Source organism: Kocuria rosea (assembly GCF_006094695.1).
Classification (GTDB): Bacteria; Actinomycetota; Actinomycetes; order Actinomycetales; family Micrococcaceae; genus Kocuria; species Kocuria rosea.
This window is the reverse complement of the sequence record NZ_CP035103.1, coordinates 2,378,133-2,399,273: the sequence shown is the minus strand read 5'-3', so window position 1 is coordinate 2,399,273 and position 21,141 is coordinate 2,378,133. Positions and strand designations below refer to the sequence as shown.

At 73.1% G+C, this 21,141-nt stretch carries 13 protein-coding genes; 7 read left to right on the top strand and 6 right to left on the bottom strand.

The features are described 5' to 3' along the window. Window positions 1-47: 47 nt before the first annotated feature. The 4 genes from EQG70_RS11100 to EQG70_RS11085 all read right to left on the bottom strand — a co-directional run bounded on the left by EQG70_RS11100 (window position 48) and on the right by EQG70_RS11085 (window position 5,996). Window positions 48-395 carry a hypothetical protein gene (locus EQG70_RS11100; RefSeq protein WP_017834155.1) on the bottom strand — a complete coding sequence of 116 codons (348 nt, stop codon included), beginning with the start codon at window positions 393-395 and terminating at the stop codon, window positions 48-50. A gap of 132 nt (window positions 396-527) precedes the next feature. Further along, window positions 528-2,822, bottom strand: coding sequence for a 2-oxoglutarate dehydrogenase, E2 component, dihydrolipoamide succinyltransferase (sucB, locus tag EQG70_RS11095; protein WP_109268764.1), 2,295 nt, complete (start codon window positions 2,820-2,822; stop codon window positions 528-530). 109 nt (window positions 2,823-2,931) lie between these two features. Next, window positions 2,932-4,299, bottom strand: coding sequence for a dihydrolipoyl dehydrogenase (gene lpdA / locus EQG70_RS11090; RefSeq protein ID WP_017834157.1), 1,368 nt, complete (start codon window positions 4,297-4,299; stop codon window positions 2,932-2,934). A gap of 143 nt (window positions 4,300-4,442) precedes the next feature. After that, window positions 4,443-5,996, bottom strand: a complete 1,554-nt coding sequence (locus EQG70_RS11085) for a leucyl aminopeptidase (protein WP_109268765.1) — start codon at window positions 5,994-5,996, stop codon at window positions 4,443-4,445. Window positions 5,997-6,262: 266 nt separating this feature from the next. On the opposite strand from EQG70_RS11085, the gene EQG70_RS11080 reads away from it, so the two are divergent. The 4 genes from EQG70_RS11080 to EQG70_RS11065 all read left to right on the top strand — a co-directional run bounded on the left by EQG70_RS11080 (window position 6,263) and on the right by EQG70_RS11065 (window position 11,822). Next, on the top strand, window positions 6,263-7,180 hold the full coding sequence (locus EQG70_RS11080) for a proteasome assembly chaperone family protein (RefSeq protein WP_017834159.1): 918 nt from the start codon (window positions 6,263-6,265) through the stop codon (window positions 7,178-7,180). A gap of 93 nt (window positions 7,181-7,273) precedes the next feature. Next, on the top strand, window positions 7,274-8,569 hold the full coding sequence (locus tag EQG70_RS11075) for an MFS transporter (RefSeq protein WP_017834160.1): 1,296 nt from the start codon (window positions 7,274-7,276) through the stop codon (window positions 8,567-8,569). A gap of 120 nt (window positions 8,570-8,689) precedes the next feature. Then, window positions 8,690-10,138: a DUF4192 family protein gene (locus tag EQG70_RS11070; protein WP_109268766.1), complete on the top strand. Its 1,449-nt coding sequence runs from the start codon at window positions 8,690-8,692 to the stop codon at window positions 10,136-10,138. Window positions 10,139-10,325: 187 nt separating this feature from the next. After that, the gene (locus tag EQG70_RS11065) at window positions 10,326-11,822 is read left to right on the top strand and encodes an RNA polymerase sigma factor (protein WP_109268767.1); all 1,497 of its coding nucleotides are present in this window, start codon (window positions 10,326-10,328) and stop codon (window positions 11,820-11,822) included. 159 nt (window positions 11,823-11,981) lie between these two features. Here EQG70_RS11065 and EQG70_RS11060 read toward each other — a convergent pair whose 3' ends face one another. Beyond that, window positions 11,982-12,182 carry a DUF7455 domain-containing protein gene (locus EQG70_RS11060; protein ID WP_017834164.1) on the bottom strand — a complete coding sequence of 67 codons (201 nt, stop codon included), beginning with the start codon at window positions 12,180-12,182 and terminating at the stop codon, window positions 11,982-11,984. 266 nt (window positions 12,183-12,448) lie between these two features. Here EQG70_RS11060 and EQG70_RS11055 point away from each other — a divergent pair, with 266 nt between their 5' ends. Next, the gene (locus EQG70_RS11055; RefSeq protein WP_095651741.1) at window positions 12,449-14,557 is read left to right on the top strand and encodes a DNA gyrase/topoisomerase IV subunit B; all 2,109 of its coding nucleotides are present in this window, start codon (window positions 12,449-12,451) and stop codon (window positions 14,555-14,557) included. A 94-nt stretch (window positions 14,558-14,651) separates the two neighbouring features. Next, a complete protein-coding gene (locus EQG70_RS11050) occupies window positions 14,652-15,704 on the top strand; it encodes a malate dehydrogenase (protein WP_017834166.1) in 1,053 nt (350 codons plus the stop codon). A 3-nt stretch (window positions 15,705-15,707) separates the two neighbouring features. On the opposite strand, the gene EQG70_RS11045 is transcribed toward EQG70_RS11050, so the two are convergent. Further along, a complete protein-coding gene (locus EQG70_RS11045) occupies window positions 15,708-18,209 on the bottom strand; it encodes a DNA gyrase/topoisomerase IV subunit A (RefSeq protein ID WP_017834167.1) in 2,502 nt (833 codons plus the stop codon). 127 nt (window positions 18,210-18,336) lie between these two features. Between EQG70_RS11045 and EQG70_RS11040 the strand changes: the two genes are divergently transcribed. After that, window positions 18,337-21,033: a bifunctional acetate--CoA ligase family protein/GNAT family N-acetyltransferase gene (locus tag EQG70_RS11040; RefSeq protein WP_017834168.1), complete on the top strand. Its 2,697-nt coding sequence runs from the start codon at window positions 18,337-18,339 to the stop codon at window positions 21,031-21,033. Window positions 21,034-21,141 lie beyond the last annotated feature (108 nt).

Sequence of the window (21,141 nt, the reverse complement as noted above, 5' to 3'; positions counted from 1 at the left end):
GGCAGCGCCGGGGGTCCGGTCCTCGATGGTGCGGTGGCGGGCGGGGCTCACCAGAGGGTGGCGACCGCCATGTTGATCAGCGCCAGCCCGCCCACGGCGTGGGCGAGACCGGTCGAGACCGTCTCCCCGCGCCTGGTCCTCCGCTGGCCCACGAAGGCGGCGACCGCCACGGCGAGGGCGACCAGCAGCTTCACGGCGACCTTGGCGTGGTTGACGTCAGCCTCGCCCATCTCGTAGACCGCCACGAGCAGAAGACCGGTCACCAGGCTCAGCAGCGAGGCGTGGAACTGCCCGGGGGACACCGTCGGTCGCTTCATGGTGTAGATCCAGGTGCCCACGATGATCGCGGCGCCGACGAGGTGCAGGAAGACGAGGAGTCCGGTCAGGAAGGTCATGCCGTCGAGCCTATCGGAGCGCCGCCGGCGGACGCCGAGAGGGCGTGCCCCTGTGACCAGGAACACGCCCTCTCGGCGTCCGCCGACCCTCCGCAGGTGCTCAGCGGGGGCCGTGGACCGGCACGGGGCCGGTCAGAGGCCGACCTCGGACTCGAAGCGGCCCTCCTCCAGGCGCGCCTTGAGCGCCTGGAGGAAGCGGCCGGCGTCCGCGCCGTCGACCAGGCGGTGGTCGTAGGTCAGCGACAGGTAGCACATCTGGCGGATGGCGATGGTGTCGTTGCCGTCGGCGTCGGAGACCACCATGGGGCGCTTCACGATCGATCCCGTGCCGAGGATCGCGACCTGCGGCTGGTTGATGATCGGGGTGTCGAACAGGGCCCCGAACGACCCGAGGTTCGTGATCGTGAAGGTGCCGCCGGTGAGGTCGTCCGGCGTGATGTTGCCGTCCTTGGCCCGGGAGCCGAGGTCCGCGATCTGCTTGGCCAGGCCGCCGAGGTTGAGGTCGCCGGCGTTCTTGATGACCGGCACCAGCAGGCCCTTCGGGGTGTCCACCGCGATGGCGATGTTCTCCGAGCCGTTGTAGACGATCTCCTTCTCGGCCTCCTTGAAGGTGGCGTTGAGCTTCGGGTGGGCCTGCAGGGCCTCCGCCACGGCCTTGGCGAAGAACGGCAGGTAGGTGAGCTTGGCGCCCTCCCGCTCCTGGAACTTCGCCTTCGCCCGGCCGCGCAGCACGGCCACCCGGGTCATGTCGACCTCGGTCACCTGGGTCAGCTGAGCGGCCTCCTGCAGCGACTCGCGCATGCGCTGGGCGATCGTCATCCGGATCCGCGGGGCCTTCTCGGTGGTCCCGCGCTTGGCGTCCGCCTTCGGCGCGGCCGGGGCGGCCTCCTTCGCCGGGGCGGCCGCGGCCGTCTCGGCCGGGGCCTCGGCGGCCGGTGCGGCCGCGCTCTTCTGCTGCTCGGCGGCGGCGAGCACGTCCTGCTTGCGGATGCGGCCGCCCACACCGGTGCCGGTGAGCGCGGAGAGGTCCACGCCCTCCTTCTTGGCGAGCTTGCGCACCAGCGGGGTCACGTAGGACGAGTTGTCGCCCGTCGGCGCCTCCGCGTTCTCGGTGCGGGCGCCGTCGCGCTGGGCGGCGTCCTGCTGCTCGTCCCCGGAGGTGTCGGCCAGCACGGGCTCGTCGGTCTCGACCAGGGCCTCGTCGCGGGACGGCGCCTTCTCCTGCTTCCCGGAGGAGGAACCCTCGTAGCCCTCGCCGCCGGCGGAGGACTGCTTCGCCGGCTTCTCCTCGGCGGAGGTGTCCGCGGCGGGCTTCTCGGCGGGCTTGTCCCCGGACGGGGCGGAGCCGGAGCCGATGACCGCCAGGACCTGGCCGACCTCGGCGTCCTCGTCCTCCTGCACCCGGATCTCCAGCAGGGTCCCGGCCACGGGAGAGGGGACCTCGGTGTCGACCTTGTCGGTGGAGACCTCCAGCAGCGGCTCGTCGACGGCGACCTCGTCACCGACCTGCTTGAGCCACCGGGTCACGGTGCCCTCGGTCACGGACTCGCCCAGGGCGGGCAGGGTGATCTCGCTGCCCTCGCCCGTCTGCTGGGCCTCGGCCTGCGGGGCCTGCTCCTGACCGGAGGACTCCTGGCCGGAGGACTTCTGCTCGGCGGCCTCGTCGGTCGCCTCGGGGGTCTCGGCCTCGGTCGCGGCGTCCTCGGCCTCCTGGGCGGAGGTGTCCGCGGCGGGCTTCTCGGCGGGCTTGTCCCCGGACGGGGCGGAGCCGGAGCCGATGACCGCCAGGACCTGGCCGACCTCGGCGTCCTCGTCCTCCTGCACCCGGATCTCCAGCAGGGTCCCGGCCACGGGGGAGGGGACCTCGGTGTCGACCTTGTCGGTGGAGACCTCCAGCAGCGGCTCGTCGACGGCGACCTCGTCACCGACCTGCTTGAGCCACCGGGTCACGGTGCCCTCGGTCACGGACTCGCCCAGGGCGGGCAGGGTGATCTCGCTGCCCTCGCCCGTCTGCTGGGCCTCGGCCTGCGGGGCCTGCTCCTGACCGGAGGACTCCTGGCCGGAGGACTTCTGCTCGGCGGCCTCGTCGGTCGCCTCGGGGGTCTCGGCCTCGGTCGCGGCGTCCTCGGCCTCCTGGGCGGAGGTGTCCGCGGCGGCCTCGTCCTGGCCGGACCCGCCGCCGGAGCCCGAGCCGTCACCGATGACGACCAGCGGCGCGCCGACCTCGACGTCCTCGTCCTCCTCGACGAGGATCTCCTCGATCACGCCCGCCACGGGGGAGGGGATCTCGGTGTCGACCTTGTCGGTGGAGACCTCGACCAGGGGCTCGTCGACGGCGACCTCGTCACCGACCTGCTTGAGCCACCGGGTCACGGTGCCCTCGGTCACGGATTCGCCCAGTGCGGGCAGGTTTACGGTTTCTGACATGGTCCGACCGTCTCTCTTTCGGTGCCTTCGATGGTGCGGTCCGGGCGCCGGGCCCGGGTCCGGGGTAGTGGGGGAGGCCCCGCCCGGGAGGGGCGGGGCCTCGACGCGGTCAGCCGTGCAGCGGCGTGCCCGCGAGTGCCATGGCGGCCTCGCCGATGGCCTCGTTCTGGGTGGGGTGCGCGTGCACGAACGCGGCGACGTCCTCGGGGTAGGCCTCCCAGTTGACGATGAGCTGGCCCTCGCCGATCTGCTCGCTGATGCGCTTGCCGATGGCGTGGAAGCCGATGATCGGCCCGTCCTTCTCGCGCACCAGCTTGATGATGCCGCCGGTGCCCAGGATCGAGCTCTTGCCGTTGCCGGCGAGGTTGTACTCGGCGACCTCGACGTTGTCCTCGCCGAACTTCTCCTTCGCCTTCGGCTCGGTGTAGCCGACCGAGGCGATCTCCGGCTCGGTGAAGGTCACCTTGGGGATGTTCACGTCGTCGACGACGGCGGGGTTCAGACCGGCGATCTCCTCGGCCACGAACCGCCCCTGCTGGTAGCCGCGGTGGGCGAGCTGGACCCCGGGGACGATGTCGCCGATCGCGTAGATGTTGCCGACGCCGGTGTGCAGGCGCTCGTTCGGGGTGACGAAGCCGCGGTCCATGGGGATGCCCTGCTCCTCGTAGCCCATGTCGGCGGTGTTCGGGCCGCGGCCCACGGCGACCAGCACGATGTCGGCCTCGAAGACCTTGCCGTCGGCCAGGGTGACCTTCGCCCCGTTGTCGTCCTGCTCGACCTTCTCGAAGAAGGTGCCGAGGCTGGACTTGATGCCGCGCTTCTTGAACTCCCGCTCGAGGATCTTGATGAGCGCGGGGTCCTCGTTGGCGACCAGGTGGGGGAGGCCCTCGATCACGGTGACGTCCACGCCGAAGGACTTCCACATGGAGGCGAACTCGCAGCCGATCACGCCGCCGCCGAGGACGATGGCGCTCTTGGGCACGAAGTCGATCTCCAGCGCCTCGGTGGAGGTCATGATCCGTCCGCCGATCTCGACGCCCAGGGTCTTGGAGATCGAGCCGGAGGCCAGCACGATGTGCTTGCCGGTGTAGGTGGTGCCGTCGACCTCGACGGTGTTCTCGCCCGTGAGCTTGCCGACTCCCTCGATGACCTTGATCTTGCGCATCTTCATCAGACCCGTGAGGCCCTTGAACTTGCCGGCGACGATCTTGTCCTTGTACTCCCGCACGGCCGCCATGTCGATGGAGTCCAGCGTGGTGTGGATGCCGTACTTGGAGCTCTCGCGGGCGTCCTCGGCCAGCTCGGCGGAGTGCAGGTACGCCTTGGTCGGGATGCACCCCCAGTGGAGGCACGTGCCCCCGAGCTTGTTCTTCTCCACCAGCGCCACGGTGAAGCCGAGCTGGACGGCCCGCAGCGCGGCGGCGTAGCCGGCACTCCCTCCGCCGAGGACGAGGATGTCGAATTCGTTGTCGGCCACGTGTTTGGCTCCCTTGCGCGTTGACGTCGTTCCGGGTGGGTCGCACCCGTCCCGTGACGGGTTCGTTTCGTACATACCTTAGCCCTACGCCGGAGGGAGCGACCAGGCGGGCGCTCCCTCCGGCGCAGGGGTGTCGCGGGACCTCAGCCGCGGTCGGCGACCGCGTCCTCGAGCAGCCGCACGAGCGTCCGCACGCCCGCGCCCGTGCCCTCAACCGGGGTGTAGCCGTAGGGCGATCCCTCGTTGAAGGAGGGGCCGGCGATGTCCACGTGCGCCCAGGGCACCCGTGCCCCGTCGGCGCCGCCGACGAACTCGCGCAGGAAGATCCCGGCGACGAGCATCCCGCCGTTCTTGTCCCCGATGTTCTTGAGGTCGGCCACCTTGGAGTCCAGGGACGGGCGCAGGTGCTCGGGCAGCGGCATGGGCCAGCCGTCCTCGCCGGCGGCGCGGGCGGCCTCGGCCACGGCGGTGCGCACCGCCTCGTCGCCCATGATCCCGAACGTCCGTGCGCCGAGGGCCACCATCTGCGCGCCGGTCAGCGTGGCGATGTCGACGACGGCGTCCGGGGCCTCCTCGCACGCGGCCACGAGACCGTCGGCCAGCACCAGGCGCCCCTCGGCGTCGGTGTTGAGCACCTCGACGGTGCGGCCGCCGCGGATGGTGATGACGTCGCCGGGGCGGGTGGCGGTCGACGAGGGCAGGTTCTCGGCCAGGCACAGCCACCCCGTGACCTTCACGGGCAGGCCCAGCTCGGCGGCGGTGAGGACGGTCGCGAGCACGGTGGCGGCGCCGGCCATGTCCGACTTCATGGTCATCATCGAGGCCGGGGGCTTGAGGGAGAGGCCGCCCGAGTCGAAGGTGATGCCCTTGCCCACGTAGGCGTAGTGCTTCGCGGCGCGCGCCGGGGCGTACTCCAGCTTGACGAGGCGCGGACCGTGCACGGAGCCCTGTCCCACCCCCAGGAGCCCCCCGTAGCCGCCCTTGGCGAGCTCCTTCTCGGCGAGCACGGTCACGGAGACCTTGGTGCCCCTGGCGGCCCGGCGGGCGTAGTCCGCCACGGCCTCCGGGTACATGACGTTGGGGGAGAGGTCCACGAGGGTGCGGGCCGCGCGGACGCCGCGGCCCAGGGCGGCGGCGCGGTCGAGGCACCGGCCCAGCGCGGCGCGCGCCACGCCCGGGGCGTGCACGACGGCGGAGGCCAGCGGGTCCTGCACGGAACCGGCGGTCGCCGCGCGCTGGTGGGCGAAGGCGAAGGCGCCGAGGGCGGCGCCCTCGGCGACCGCCGCGGCGTCCTGCTCGGAGTCCACGGGCAGGGCGAGCACCGCGGAGTCGGTGCCGGCGAGCCGCCGCACGGCGGCGCCCACGGCCCGGCGCAGCACCTCGGCGCGCTCCGCGGTCCCGGCGGGCAGGGCGCCGACCCCGGTGAGGACCACCACGGTGAACGGGAGCCCGGACGGGGCCGGCACCACGGTCACCTCGTCGGCGGCACCCTTCACGCGCAGCGCCGCCGCGGCCTCCACCACGGGGGCGAGCCGTCGCTGCTCGCCGACGGGGAGCAGGACACGGCCCGAGCCGTCGCCGTCCTGTCCCTTCTCCACCCCGAGCACGAGCGCGTGGGCCGGCGTCCGGCCCAGGGCCTTGTGCGTGGCGGTGAGCTCGATGCCCCGGGGTTCGAGCAGGTCCTGTACGTCGGGCATGGATCGTCCTTTCGCTGAGGTCTGGACCGGCGGGGCCGGCCCGGTCCGCGGTCGGCGGCCCGGCCCGGCCGGCAGGCGTGCTGTCGATCCTATCCCCGGCCGGCGCGCCGCCGGGGCCCGGACGCACGGAGCGGGCCCCGCGGGATCGGCGGGGAATAACGCGGTGCCCGCGGACGGTTGACATGATCCGGGCGCGCCGTCGGAGGCGTGCTCCCACCGGTCTCCCCACGGACGCCCGGAACCGACCCACCCCAGGAGGAAGAGCTGTGCTGGACCCCACCTCGCTGTACCTGAGCAACCCCGCTCTGCTCGAGGACGCCCGGGTTCGCGGACTGCCGCTGATCGTCGCCCTGTCCGGCTACGCGGAGGCGGGGCACGTGGCCGTGCAGATCGAGCACACCATCACCGAGGCCCTCCCGCACGAGGTCGTGGCCCGTTTCGACCTGGACCAGCTCTACGACTACCGGGCCCGCCGCCCGCACGTGAGCTTCGTGGAGGACCACTTCGAGGGCTTCCAGACCCCCGAGCTGTCCCTCCGGCTGGTCACGGACGGTCTGGGGCGCAGCTTCGCGCTGCTGACGGGCCCCGAGCCGGATCTGCAGTGGAACCGGTTCACCGAGGCCGTCGTGGGCCTGGCCCGGCGGATGGACGTGTCCCTCGTGGCCATCGTCTCGGGAATCCCCATGCCCGTCCCGCACACCCGTCCGTTCATCGTCTCGGTGCACGGCAACCGGGCCGACCTGCTGCCCGCCGAGCACGCGTGGAAGCCGGTCGTGGAGATGAGCTCGTCGGCCGCGCAGCTCCTCGAGATCCGGCTGGGCGAGGCGGGGATCGACAACATCGGCTTCACCGTGCACGTCCCGCAGTACCTGGCCGAGGCGCACCTGCCGCACGCCGCCGTGGCCGCCCTCGAGCACATCAGCGCCGTGACCTCTCTGACCCTGCCCTCGGACGAGCTGCGCGAGGCGGCCCGCGAGATCGAGCGCCAGATCGACCAGCAGGTCGGCGCCTCGCCCGAGGTACAGGCGGTCGTGGCAGGACTGGAACAGCGCTACGATGACGTCGTCGACGCCTCGGTCCCGCGCTCCCTGCTGGTGGGGGACGAGTCCGAGCTCCCCGACGCCGACGAGATCGGCGCCGCGGCCGAGGCCTTCCTCGCCGCCCAGGAGGACGACCAGGACTGAGCCCGGCCGGCGCGCGGGGCGGTCCGGCGCCGTCCGGGGCGGTCCCGCCGTCCCGGGTCCCGGCCCGGTCCCGTCCCCCCGAGAGCGAAGTGCATGCCGTCCGACCGGTACCGGGCCCACGAGCCCGGCAAGGACTCCCGCCGCGCCTACCTGGTCTTCGCGATCGGCACCTTCGCCTACTTCAGCGCCGTGGCGCAGCGCACCAGCTTCGGCGTGGCGTCGGTCGACGCGGCCGAGCGCTTCGGCACCGCGGCCTCCGCGCTGTCGATGTTCTCGCTCATGCAGGTCCTCGTCTACGCGGCGCTGCAGATCCCCGTCGGCGTGCTCGTGGACCGCTTCGGCTCCCGCGTCATGGTCGCCGCCGGGGCGCTGCTCATGACGGCCGGGCAGGTCCAGCTGGCCCTGGCCGACACGGTCGGCGAGGGCGTGGCCGCCCGCGTGCTCGTGGGCGCGGGCGACGCGACCACCTTCGTGTGCGTGATGCGCCTGATCCCCGCCTGGTTCTCCGCGCTGCGCGTGCCGCCGCTGACCCAGTTCCTGGGCGTGGTCGGCAACCTCGGCCAGCTGGTGTCCGTCATCCCGTTCGCGTGGCTGCTCGAGCTCACCGGGTGGTTCCCGTCCTTCGCGGCGCTGGCCTCCCTCGCGCTGCTCGCCGCCGTGCTCGCCGCGACCCTGCTGCGCAACGCGCCCCCCGGGGTGGAGGTCCTGAACCCGGCGCTGGGCCTGCGGCGGACCGGCCGGGTGCTCCGGGAGAGCGTGGCCGAGCCCGGCACCCGGCTCGGCTTCTGGGTGCACTTCACCACCCAGTTCGCGGGCAACACGTTCGTGCTGATGTGGGGCTACCCCTATCTCGAGTACGCCCAGGACCTGTCGGACACCACGATCTCCCTGGTGATGACCTCCTTCGTGGTGACCAACCTGGCCGTGGCCCTCGGCCTCGGCGGGCTCTCCGCCCGCCACCCGCACCGCCGGGTGCGGCTGTCGCTGGGGGTGACCGCCGTGATCTTCGCGGCGTGGACGGTCCTGCTGGTCTGGCCCGGGACGGCCCCCGTCCCGGTGGTGCTGGCCGCCGTGTGCGTCATCGCGATCAGCATGCCGGCCTCCATGATCGCCTTCGACATCACCCGCAGCTTCAACCCGGCCCGCCGCTCGGGCACCGCCACGGGCATCGTCAACGTCGGTGGCTTCACGGCCTCGGTGCTGGCCATCTTCGTCACCGGCTTCGTGCTCGACGTGCTCCACGCCGCGGGCTTCCGCGACGAGCTGTACGCTCCCGACGCGTTCCGGGTCGCGATCGCGGCGCAGTTCCTGGTCGCTGCGGCGGGCGCCGCGGGCGTGCTGGCCACCGTCCGGCGGGTGCGCCGGCAGCACGGGCACGACGCCGCCTGACCGGCCGGCCGGTCCCGTCGGCACTGCACCGCGCCGGGCGCCGGGCCCCCGACCCGCCGGCCGTCCACAGACCGCGCCCCGGCGCGTGCCCCTGTACCGGCCGGTGCCCAGGCTGGGCGCATGAGACAGCACCCCATCCGAGACCCCTTCGTCCCCGTCGTCCGGTGCGCGGCCGACCTGCTGGCCGTCGTGCCGCACACGCTCGGCTACTGGCCCGCCGACTCCCTCGTCCTGTTCGCCGCCGGCGGCGGGACGGCAGGGGCGTGCGTGCGCGTCGACCTCCCGGCCGGCCCGTCCGACGAACGCCTCGGGGAGGCCTTCGTCGCCGAGCTCGCCGACCTCGTCGCCCACGACACCCTGAGCGACCGGGTCTTCGTCATCGTGTACACGTCGCCGCCGCCCGGGGACCCGTCCGGGGCCGCGGCGCCACCCGCCGCGGTGGACGGTGTGCTCGCCGTCGTGGACGAGGCCGCCCGACGCGCGGGGCGGGCGGTGGCGGCGCGCTGGATCGTGGCCGGCGACCGCTGGTGGCCGGCCGAGGACCCGGCCGACGTCCAGGACGTCGCGGACATCGAGGACAGCGCCGTCAACGCCGCGCTCGTGGCCTCGGGCAGCTCCTACGCGGCGGCCCCGCGGCTCGCCATGGACCAGGAGTACGGGGCGCTGCCCGCCGGCACCGCCCGTGCCGCCGGGCAGGCCGCGGTCCGCTGGGCACGGGCCGGTGCGGACGCATGGCACCACCTGGACCGCCTCGGGCCCGCACTGTCCGTCTGGACCGACGTGCTCGCCACGGTCCGGGGCGCGCCGGGGGATGCGGTGCCCGCGGTGCTGGACCACGACGACGACCTGCTCGGCTTCCTGGCCGCGAGCCTGGCCGACCCCGTGCTCGCAGACCTGCTCCTGGCCGCCTGCGCCACGGACGACCTCGACGGCGTCCTCGCGGCCGCCGCGATGTGGGCCGAGCTGTGCGACGACGTCGACGACCGGGTGGACGGACCCGACGCCCCGGGCGTTCCGATCGGGCCGACCCGGGCGCCCCTCCCTCCGGGCGTCCCGCCGGTGCCCCGCCGACCGGCGGCCGGTCGCGGCGGCACCGCGTCCGGCCCGGCCGCGGCCCGGGTGCCCGTGCCGGACGCGGGGGAGCTGGTCCGGCTCTCCCGCGTGCTCTCCGGCGAGTGGGCGGAGACCCCGCACTGGTCGCTGCTCGACACCCTCTACCGGGTGCTCCAGGTGCTCGGCTGGCTCCTGGAGCCCACGGGGCTGGGGCCGGGGCCCGGACCGGAGCCCGGTGCGGGGGCGGCAGGCGGAGCGGCCGAGGACTCCGCGGGGACGGGCGACGCGGCGCGGACGGACGACGAGGCGCGGGGCCGGGCCGTGCTCGCGGGCGTGCTGGTCGAGCTCGCGCAGCTCAACCGGTTCCGGGCGCGCGGCTCCCACACCGCGCACTTCGTGCGCCGGGCCTCGGCGCTGCTCCCCGGACACCCGCCCGCGCTGCGCGTGCTGCGCCTCGCCGACGCCCGGCCCGTGCCGCTCTGGGCCCGGGACCGTGCCACCGCCTGGCACTCCTGAGCCCCGTGCGACGAGCTTTTTCGGGTCCGTCCGGTCGAGCGGGAACAAATCCCGCCCACGGGTGGTTCCGGCTGTCAGGACCCTTCAAGCCCGCCGCGCCGGACACTGCCCGGCGCACGGACTTGACAGGGTCATAGGCGTGTTGCCCCGAGGGCGGACGCCGTGACCGCTCAACGAAAGGCTCTCAGTGTCACCTGCCGCCAGCAACAAGACGACGGACACCGCCGCCGAGACCCCGGGCACCGGGGACGCTCGGTCGCCGTCCGGCACCACGGGCACGTCGCCGCGGGCGAAGACCGCCGCTGCGAAGTCGACCGCGACCAAGAAGACCGTGGCCGCGAAGAAGACCACGGCGGCGAAGTCCACCGCCGCGAAGTCCACCGCTCCCAAGAGCGCCACCGCGGCCGCCTCGACGAAGTCCACGGCCGGCCGGTCGACCGCGACCAGGACCGCCGCGAGCAAGCCCCCGGCCGCACCGAAGGCCGCGGGCCGCAAGAAGGCTGCGGCCCCGGCGGACAAGGACGCCCTGGCCGTCGCCGGGGAGCCCGAGGAGGACGTCGTCGTCACCGACGACGCCGACATCGAGACCGCCCTGACCGACGAGGCCGGGGTGATCGAGCCGGACGTGGACGAGGACGCCGACGCGGAGGAGGAGGCCGCGCCCGAGGACGCGCCGGCCGCCCCCGCGCCCAAGGACGAGAAGACCTCCGGCTTCGTCATCACCAACAACGACGACGACGACGCCCCGGCCCAGCAGGTCGTCTCCGCCGGCGCCACCGCCGACCCGGTCAAGGACTACCTCAAGCAGATCGGCAAGGTCGCGCTGCTGAACGCCGAGCAGGAGGTGGACCTGGCGCTGCGGATCGAGGCCGGCCTGTACGCGGAGCACAAGCTCGCGGACGGGAAGGACAGCCTCGACCCGCAGACCCGCAAGGAGCTGCGCTGGGTCATCCACGACGGCAAGCGCGCCAAGAACCACCTGCTCGAGGCCAACCTGCGCCTGGTCGTCTCGCTCGCGAAGCGCTACACCGGTCGCGGCATGCTGTTCCTGGACCTCATCCAGGAGGGCAACCTCGGACTGATCCGCGCGGTCGAGAAGTTCGACTACACCAAGGGCTTCAAGTTCTCCACGTACGCCACCTGGTGGATCCGCCAGGCCATCACCCGTGCCATGGCCGACCAGGCCCGCACCATCCGCATCCCGGTGCACATGGTCGAGGTCATCAACAAGCTCGCCCGCGTCCAGCGCCAGATGCTGCAGGACCTCGGCCGGGAGCCGACCCCGGAGGAGCTGGCGAACGAGCTCGACATGACGCCCGAGAAGGTCGTCGAGGTGCAGAAGTACGGCCGTGAGCCGATCTCGCTGCACACCCCGCTGGGGGAGGACGGCGACTCGGAGTTCGGCGACCTCATCGAGGACTCCGAGGCTGTGGTCCCCGCGGACGCCGTGAGCTTCACGCTCCTGCAGGAGCAGCTGCACTCGGTCCTGGACACCCTCTCCGAGCGGGAGGCGGGGGTCGTGGCGATGCGCTTCGGCCTGACCGACGGCCAGCCCAAGACGCTCGACGAGATCGGCAAGGTCTACGGCGTGACGCGTGAGCGCATCCGGCAGATAGAGTCCAAGACGATGTCCAAGCTGCGCCACCCGTCCCGCTCGCAGGTGCTGCGCGACTACCTCGACTGACCGGCCGTCCCCGCGCCCGGAGATCCTCCGGGCGCGGGGCGACCACGTCCGGGACCCGCGCACCGCTCCGGTGACCGGGGCGAGGACCGGACACGCAGGAGGGCCCCGACACCAGGTGTCGGGGCCCTCCTGCGTCGACCGCCCTGGGCGGTCGCCCGGTCAGGAACCGATGCGCTCGGTCTCGTCCTGCCAGGTGGCGGCCAGCGGCCGCAGCTTCTGCTCGTTCTTGCGCGCGTGGTGAGCGCAGAACAGCAGCTCACCGCCCGTCGACTCGAGGATCACTCGGACGTAGGCCTGGGCGCCGCACGCGTCGCAGCGGTCGGTCGCATTGAGCTCTCGGCTCTCCAATGTTGCGTTCACGGGATCCTCCTCCTGGGTCGTACTCGTTGCACGGGGCACGGGGCCGCCGGTGCGGGTACCCGGGGTCTCGTGGACGCGTCGGGGTACTGCTCTATACAACCACGACCCTCGGACAATCGATTCCGGCGGAGGCCGTTTTTCGCCCCGGGCGTAGGTCACGGTGCCGGCCGGGGTCGCGTCCGCGTGACCCGCGCCCGGGCCTGCGGTGTCCGCCGCCGGGACTACAGTGGTGGGGAATCCCGCCGTCCCCCAGGAGTCGTATCCCCGTGACACCGTCCCGTTCCGAGTACAACGCCCGCCACCTCTCCGTCCTCGAGGGCCTCGAGGCCGTCCGGAAGCGGCCGGGCATGTACATCGGCTCCACCGACTCCCGCGGGCTGATGCACTGCATGTGGGAGATCATCGACAACTCCGTGGACGAGGCCCTCGCCGGCTTCGGCCACCAGATCACGGTGGTCCTGCACGCCGACGGCGCCGTGGAGGTCCACGACGACGGCCGCGGCATCCCCATCGACCTCGAGCCGCGCACCGGGCTGACCGGCGTGGAGGTCGTCTTCACCAAGCTGCACGCGGGCGGGAAGTTCGGCGGCGGCTCCTACAGCGCCTCCGGCGGCCTGCACGGCGTGGGCGCCTCGGTGGTCAACGCGCTCTCCGCCCGCCTGGACGTCCAGGTGGACCGCGGCGGGAAGACCTACCAGATGTCCTTCCGGCACGGCGAGCCCGGCCGTTTCGTGGACCAGGGCCGGCCCTCCCCGCACGCCCGGTTCGAGCCGTTCGTGGAGGGGTCGGTGCTCGACGTCGTCGGCAAGGCCAAGCGGGGTGTCACCGGCACCCGGATCCGGTACTGGGCGGACGAGCAGATCTTCACGGCGGACGCCCGGTTCAGCTACGAGGAGCTCGCCAAGCGCGCCCGCCAGACCTCGTTCCTGATCCCCGGGCTGCGCATCACCGTGCGCGACCAGCGGGGCCTGCCCGGCACGCCGGGGGAGTTCGGGACCCACGAGGAGGTGTTCCAGCACGACGGCGGGATCTCCGAGTTCGTGGAGTACCTCGCCGCCGACAGCTCGGTCACCGACGTGTGGCGGTTCCAGGGCGAGGGCCGGTTCAAGGAGAACGTCCCGGTCCTGGACGAGAACGGCCGCTCCAAGCTCACGGAACTGGACCGCACGTGCGAGGTCGACGTCGCCCTGCGCTGGGGCATCGGCTACGACACGTCCCTGCGCTCGTTCGTGAACATCATCGCGACCCCCAAGGGCGGCACCCACCAGGCCGGCTTCGAGGCGGCCCTGCTGAAGACGTTCCGGAAGCAGATCGAGGCCAACGCCCGCAAGCTCAAGGCCGGCAGCGACAAGATCGAGAAGGACGACGTCCTGGCCGGGCTCACGGCCGTGCTCACGGTGCGGCTGGCGGAGCCGCAGTTCGAGGGCCAGACCAAGGAGGTCCTGGGCACCCCGGCCGTGCGCCAGATCGTGAGCCGGGTGATCGAGAAGGAGCTGACCGCCAAGCTCACGGCCACCGGCCGCCACGACAAGCAGCAGGCCGGGCAGCTGCTCGAGAAGGTCGTGGCGGAGATGAAGTCCCGCATCTCCGCGCGGGTGCACAAGGAGACCCAGCGGCGCAAGAACGCCCTGGAGACCTCCTCGATGCCGGCCAAGCTCGTCGAGTGCCGCTCGAACGACGTGGAGCGCTCCGAGCTGTTCATCGTGGAGGGCGACTCCGCGCTCGGCACGGCGCGGCTGGCCCGGTCCTCCAACTATCAGGCGCTGCTGCCGATCCGCGGCAAGATCCTCAACGTGCAGAAGGCGTCCATCACGGACATGCTCGCCAACACGGAGTGCGCCGCGCTCATCCAGGTCATCGGCGCCGGCTCGGGGCGCACCTTCGACCTCACCGCCGCCCGCTACGGCAAGGTCATCATGATGACGGACGCCGACGTCGACGGCGCGCACATCCGCACCCTGCTGCTCACGCTGTTCTACCGCTACATGCGCCCGCTCGTGGAGGCCGGGCGGGTCTACGCGGCGGTGCCCCCGCTGCACCGGGTGGAGATCGTCAACGCCGGCGGCAAGGCCAACGAGATGGTCTACACGTACTCCGAGCGCGAGCTCACGGACCTGCTCGCCCGGCTCGAGGCGGAGGGGCGGCGGTACAAGGAGCCCATCCAGCGCTACAAGGGCCTGGGCGAGATGGACGCGGACCAGCTCGCGGAGACGACCATGGACGTCCGGCACCGGATGCTGCGCCGGATCCGGGTGGAGGACGCCGAGGCCGCCGAGCACGCCTTCTCCCTGCTCATGGGCTCCGAGGTGGCCCCGCGCAAGGACTTCATCATCGAGGGCGCCACGCACCTGGACCAGGAGCGCATCGACGCCTGAGCGCGCGGGACGGCGGGCGCACCGAGGGCCGGTGCCCTGGTGCGGCCGCTACGCTGGGCAGGGACGAGCGACCGTCCCCGAGGAAGGACCCCGCATGACCGCCACCGGCCCGCACACCCCGTCCCCCGCACCTGGCCGGCCCCGGCCGGTCACCGTTACCGTGACCGGTGCCGCGGGCCAGATCGGCTACGCCACCGTCTTCCGGGCCGCGGCGGGCGACCTCCTCGGTCCCGGCACCCCCGTCCGCCTGCACCTGCTCGAGCTCCCGCAGGCGCGGCGGGCCGCGGAGGGCACCGCCCTGGAGCTGCAGGACGGGGCGTTCCCGCTGCTCGACGGCGTGGAGGTCTTCGAGGACGCGGACGCCGCGTTCGACGGCGCCTCGGTGGGGCTGCTCATCGGGGCCCGCCCCCGGTCCCAGGGCATGGAGCGGGCCGACCTGCTCGAGGCCAACGCCGGGATCTTCTCGGTCCAGGGGCGGGCCGTCAACCGCGGCGCCGCCGAGGACTTCCGGGCCGTGGTGGTCGGCAACCCCGCCAACACCAACGCCTACATCGCCGCCTCGCACGCCCCGGACGTCCCGCGCGAGCGCTTCACCGCCCTCACCCGGCTCGACCACCACCGCGCGCTGGCCCAGCTCGCCGCGGCCACCGGGGCCCGCGTCGACGAGATCGACGGCGTGGCCGTGTGGGGCAACCACTCGGCGAGCCAGTACCCCGACCTGACCCACGCCACGGTCGGGGGCCGGCCGGCGCTCGAGGTGCTGGCCGGGGGAGGCCACGACCTCGCTTGGGTGGACGACACCTTCATCCCCCGGGTGGCGCGCCGCGGCGCGGAGATCATCGACGTGCGCGGCGGCTCCTCGGTGGCCTCGGCGGCCCACGCGGCCCTGTGCCACGTCCGCGACTGGGTCCTGGGCACCCCCGAGGGCACGTGGACGTCCATGGCGGTCGCGTCCGACGGCTCCTACGGCGTGCCGGAGGGACTCGTCAGCTCGTTCCCGGTGGTCTGCCGGGACGGCCGGGCAGCGATCGTGCCGGACCTCGAGCTGGACGAGTTCTCCCGCGCCCGCATCGACCGCTCCGTCCGGGAGCTCGAGGAGGAGCGGGCGGCGGTGGAGCAGATGGGGCTGCTCGGGCCCCGCCGCTGAGCCTCAGCCGTAGGCCGGGCCCACCGCGTCGATCACCTGGTCGGTGGGCACGCCCGAGCCGTCCCGGCGCCCGTGCTCGGTGGGCAGGGCCCGGGCCACGCCCGAGGCCGCGACCGCCTTGGCCGGTCCGTGCCCCACCCAGGCCAGGGCCAGTCCCGTCTCGCCCTTGAGGAACCGGTGCGCGCGCACCCCTCCGGTGGCCCGGCCCTTGGGCGGGTACTCCGAGAACGGGGTGACCTTCACCGAGTACTGCGACATGCCGGGCAGCACCTCGTCGGCGCGGGCGAGGGTCACGACCACGGGCGTCTCGTCCGCGGCGCGGACCGCCCCGAAGAAGACCACGGCGTCCCCCGCGACCAGCTTGACCCCGGCGACGCCGCCCGCGGTCCGGCCCTGGGGGCGCACCGCACCGGCCTCGAAGTGCAGCAGCTTCCCGTCCCGGGTCACGAACACCAGCTCGTCCTCCGCGGCGGCGGACTCGGCGAGGCCGACCACCTCGTCGTCGTCCTTGAGCGTGATGACCTCCCAGTCCTCGCGGTTGAGCGGATACTCGGGGCTGACCCGCTTGACCACGCCGTTGCGGGTGCCCAGGGCCAGCACCGCGTTGAGCGGCGCGAGCCCCACGAGCCGCTCCCCGCGGCCGAGGGTGAGGAAGTCCTTGACCGGGACGCCGTCGCCCAGCTTCGGGGTGCCCTCGAAGGCGGTCAGCACGGGCACGTCCATCACCTGGACGCGCAGCATGCGCCCGGTGGACGTGACCGCCCCGATCTCCCCGCGGGCGGTGGCGCGCACCGCGGAGACCAGGGCGTCGTGCTTGATCCGCCGGGGCGGGTCCACCAGCGGGACCTGGGAGGGCGTGCGGGCGAGCTGGCCCGAGGTGGACAGGAAGACCCAGCAGGGGTCGTCGGCGATCTCGAGCGCGAGCCCGCCCGCCGCCGTCCGCCCCGGTGCGGGGGCCGCCGCCGCGGCGACGGGCGCCGGCAGGGCCTCCGACTCCAGCAGCTCGGTGCGCCGGTCGTCGCCGTGGACCTCCGCGACCTCCGCGAGCTCCGCGGAGACCAGGGCCCGCAGCCGCGAGTCCGAGGCGAGGGTCTCCTCGAGCTCGGCGATCTCCCGGCGCAGCTCCTCCTGCTCCTTCTCGAGCTCGATCCGCGAGTACTTGGTCAGCTGCCGCAGTCGCAGCTCGAGGATGTGGTCGGCCTGCACGCGGCTGAGGTCGTACACGGCCATGAGCCGTTCCCGGGCCACGGCGGTCTCGTCGGAGGAGCGGATGATCTGGATGACCTCGTCGATGTCGACGATCGCCACGAGCAGGCCCTCGACCAGGTGCAGGCGGTCGCGCCGCTTGGCCAGCCGGAAGCCGGTGCGCCGCCGGACCACCGACAGCCGGTGCTCCACGTAGACCCGCAGCAGCTCCAGGAGGCCCATGGTGCGGGGCCGTCCGTCCACGAGGGCAACGTTGTTGATCCCGAAGGAGTCCTCCATGGGCGTGTACTTGTAGAGCTGCTGGAGGACGGCCTGCGGGTTGAAGCCGTTCTTGACCTCGATGACCAGCCGCAGGCCGTTCTTGCGGTCGGTCAGGTCCACGACGTCGGAGACGCCCTGGAGCTTCTTGGCCTGCGCCGCCTCCTTGATCTTCTCGGTGACCTTCTCGGGCCCCACCATGTAGGGCAGCTGGGTGACGACGATGCCCTGCTTGCGGGGGGAGATCTGCTCGACCGAGACCTTCGCGCGGGTCTTGAAGGAGCCGCGCCCGGTCCGGTAGGCGTCCCGGATCCCGTCGAGGCCCACGATCCGCCCGCCCGAGGGCAGGTCCGGGCCCGGGACGAAGCGCATGAGCTCTTCGAGCGTCGCCTCGGGGTGCTCCACGAGGTGCCGGGCGCCCGCGACGACCTCGCGCAGGTTGTGCGGGGCCATGTTCGTGGCCATGCCCACCGCGATGCCGGAGGAGCCGTTGACCAGCAGGTTGGGGAACGCCGCGGGCAGCACGCCCGGCTGGGTGAACTGGTTGTCGTAGTTGGGCACGAAGTCGACGACGTCCTCGTCGAGGTCGGCCGTCAGCGCCAGGGCGGCCGGGGCCATCCGGGCCTCGGTGTAGCGGGAGGCGGCGGGGCCGTCGTCGAGGGAGCCGAAGTTGCCGTGCCCGTCCACGAGCGGCAGGCGCATCGCGAAGGACTGGGCGAGCCGGACCATCGCGTCGTAGATGGCGGAGTCGCCGTGCGGGTGCAACTTGCCCATCACCTCGCCCACGACGCGGGCGCTCTTGACGTGGCCGCGGTCCGGGCGCAGCCCCATCTGGTTCATCATGAACAGGATGCGCCGCTGCACGGGCTTGAGCCCGTCCCGGGCGTCGGGCAGGGCGCGGGAGTAGATGACGGAGTACGAGTACTCGAGGAAGCTCGTCTCCATCTCGGAGGTCACGTCGATGTCGACGATGTTCTCCCGGAAGTCGGGGGGCAGCTCGTCCTCGGCGGACGGGCGGGAGGGCGCACGGCGGCGTGCCATCACAGCGGGGGGTCCTTCGGTCGTGGGTCGGTCCGGGGCGGGCCCGGCGGCTCGGCGTTCGAGATCGTGCGGGGACGCACCGGGACGCACCGTTGACGGTGCAGGTTTGTCTACTAGCCTGAAGTCTATGGTTCCAGAGACCGCGGACACGGACGACGCCGGGCAGTACCCCGAGTACTGGGAGGCCGACGTCATCCTCCGCGACGGCGCGACGGCGCAGCTGCGCCCGATCTCCCCGGAGGACAAGGACGCGCTCCTGGCCTTCCACCAGTCGCAGTCCGAGAACTCCATCTACCTGCGCTTCTTCTCCTACAAGCCCACCCTCTCCGCCCGGGAGCTGGAGCGGTTCACCCGCGTGGACCACCGGGACCGCGTCTGCTTCGTGCTGGTGCTGGCGGACCGGATCATCGGCGTGGGCCGCTACGACCGCACGGACCGGCACGACGACGCCGAGGTCGCGTTCATGATCTCGGACGCCCACCAGGGGCGGGGCATCGGCTCGATCCTGCTGGAGCACCTCGCCGCGGCCGCGCGCGAGAACGGGATCGACCACTTCTCCGCGGAGGTCCTGCCCGAGAACCGCAAGATGCTCCGCGTGTTCGCGGAGGCGGGCTACGAGCTCACCCGCAAGTTCGACGACGGCGTGGTGGTGGTCGGCTTCGACATCGACCCGACCGAGAAGTCGCTGGCCGTGATGGCCGCGCGGGAGCACCGCGCCGAGGCCCTCTCCATGGCCGACCTCCTCTCCCCGTCCTCGATCGCCGTGATCGGGGCGTCGCGGGACCCCGGCCACGCCGGGCACGCGCTGGTCGAGCACCTCGTCGCCTCCGGGTTCGCCGGCCGGCTCAGCGGGGTGAGCCCCACGCCCTTCGAGCGGGAGGGCATGACCCACGCCACCTCGATCGGGGAGGTCCCCGAGCCCGTGGACCTCGCCGTGGTCGCCGTGCCCGTCGACCAGGTGGCCGACGTCGTGGACCAGTGCGGCGCGGCGGGCGTGCGCGCCGTCGTGGTGGTCACGGGCGGGTACGCCGAGGCCGGCGCGGCGGGCCGGGCCCGGCAGACCGAGCTGGTGCGCCGCGCTCGCTCCTACGGGATGCGCGTGGTCGGCCCGGCGAGCCTGGGCCTCTACAGCACGGCCCCGGAGTCCCGCTTCAACGCCTCCATCCTGCCCACCGTGCCGCGGGAGGGCCCGCTGGGGCTGTTCAGCCAGTCCGGGGCCATCGGCATGATGCTCAACGCGGCCGCGCTGCGCCACGACGTGGGCGTGTCCACGTACCTCTCCGCCGGCAACCGGGCCGACGTCTCCGGCAACGACATGATGCAGTACTGGGAGGACGACGCCGCGACCCGCGCGTGCGGGCTCTACCTGCAGTCCGTGGGCAACCCGCGCAAGTTCTCTCGGATCGCCCGCCGGCTGTCCCTGACCAAGCCCGTGATCGTGGCCAAGAGCGAGGTCACCGGTCTCCGGCTGCCGCCCGGCCACACCGGGCGCACCACCCAGGCCCCGCCGGGGGCCCTGGACGCGATGTTCCGGCAGGCCGGCGTGATCCGCGCGGACACGAGCGAGCACCTCATGGACGTGGCTGGGATCCTCGCCGGCCAGCCCCTGCCCGCGGGCGCCCGCACGGCCCTCGTCTCCAACGCGCTGGCCCTGGGCCAGCTCATGGAGGACCGGTGCATGCAGCTGGGGCTGGACGTCGCGGTGACCCAGGCGGGGGTCCGGACCGCGGACGGCGGGGAGGACGCCCTCGAGGCGCTGCGGGCGGCCGTCGACAGCTGCCTCGGCGCCGAGGCCGTCGACTCCGCCGTGGTCACGCTGATGCCGATCCCGGGTGCCACGCCGGAGCGCGTGGCCGAGCTCGTGGGCCGGGTGGGGCGGGAGCACGGCAAGACCGTGGTGGTCGTCTTCACGGGCAGCACCGAGCCCGGAGCGGTCTCCGCCCTGCACCACGCCGAGGACGGACTGGACGTGCCCTGCTTCGACTCCCCGGGGGCGGCCCTGCGCGCGCTCGCCAAGGTCGTGGACTACACCCGGTGGCGCGCCCAGGACCAGGGCAGCCTCGCCGAGCCGAAGGGCATCGACGCGGAGGCGGCGGAGACCTTCGTGGAGAAGATCCTGCCCAGCGTCACCGGCGACGAGCTGCTCGAGCTGGACGGGGACCAGGCGCGGGAGCTGCTGGAGACCTACGGGGTGGGCCTGCTGCCCAGCGAGCGGTTCACCGATCCCGAGGACGCCCTGGCCGCCGCCGACCGGCTCGGCTACCCCGTGGCCCTCAAGACCACCGACCCCAACCTCCGGCACCGCCTGGACCTGGGCGGCGTGCAGCTCAACATCCAGGACGACGCGCAGCTGCGGGCGGCCATCGAGACCATGCACCGGGCGCTCGCCCCCTTCGGCACCTTCGACCTCGAGGTGCAGGCCATGGCCCCCACCGGCCAGTCGGTGGTGCTCCGGGCCATCGAGGACCCCCTGATCGGCCCCGTGGTCTCGTTCGGGATGGCGGGGGACGCGGTGAACCTCCTCGAGGACTGGGCCCACCGGGTCCCGCCGCTCACCGACCAGGACGTGCGGCGGATGGTCCGCGAGCCCAAGGCCTCGCGCAAGCTCTTCGGCCACCAGGGGGTCCCGGCCGCGGACGTCGACCGGCTCGAGGACCTCGTCGCCCGGGTGGCGCTGCTCAAGGACCGGCACCCCGAGATCGCCCGCGTGGAGCTGAACCCCGTGCTCGTCTCCAGCGGCTCCGTGACCGTGCTGGGGGCCTCGGTCGGCATCGGCAACGCCCGGCAGCGGACGGACAGCGCGCGCCGGGCCATGCGCAGCTAGGCGGGCCCGGACTTCGTGGCGGACACCATAGCCGGTCGGTACACCCTCATCGACCCCATCGCGCGCGGCGGCAGCGGCTCCGTGTGGCGGGCCTGGGACGGCCGGCTC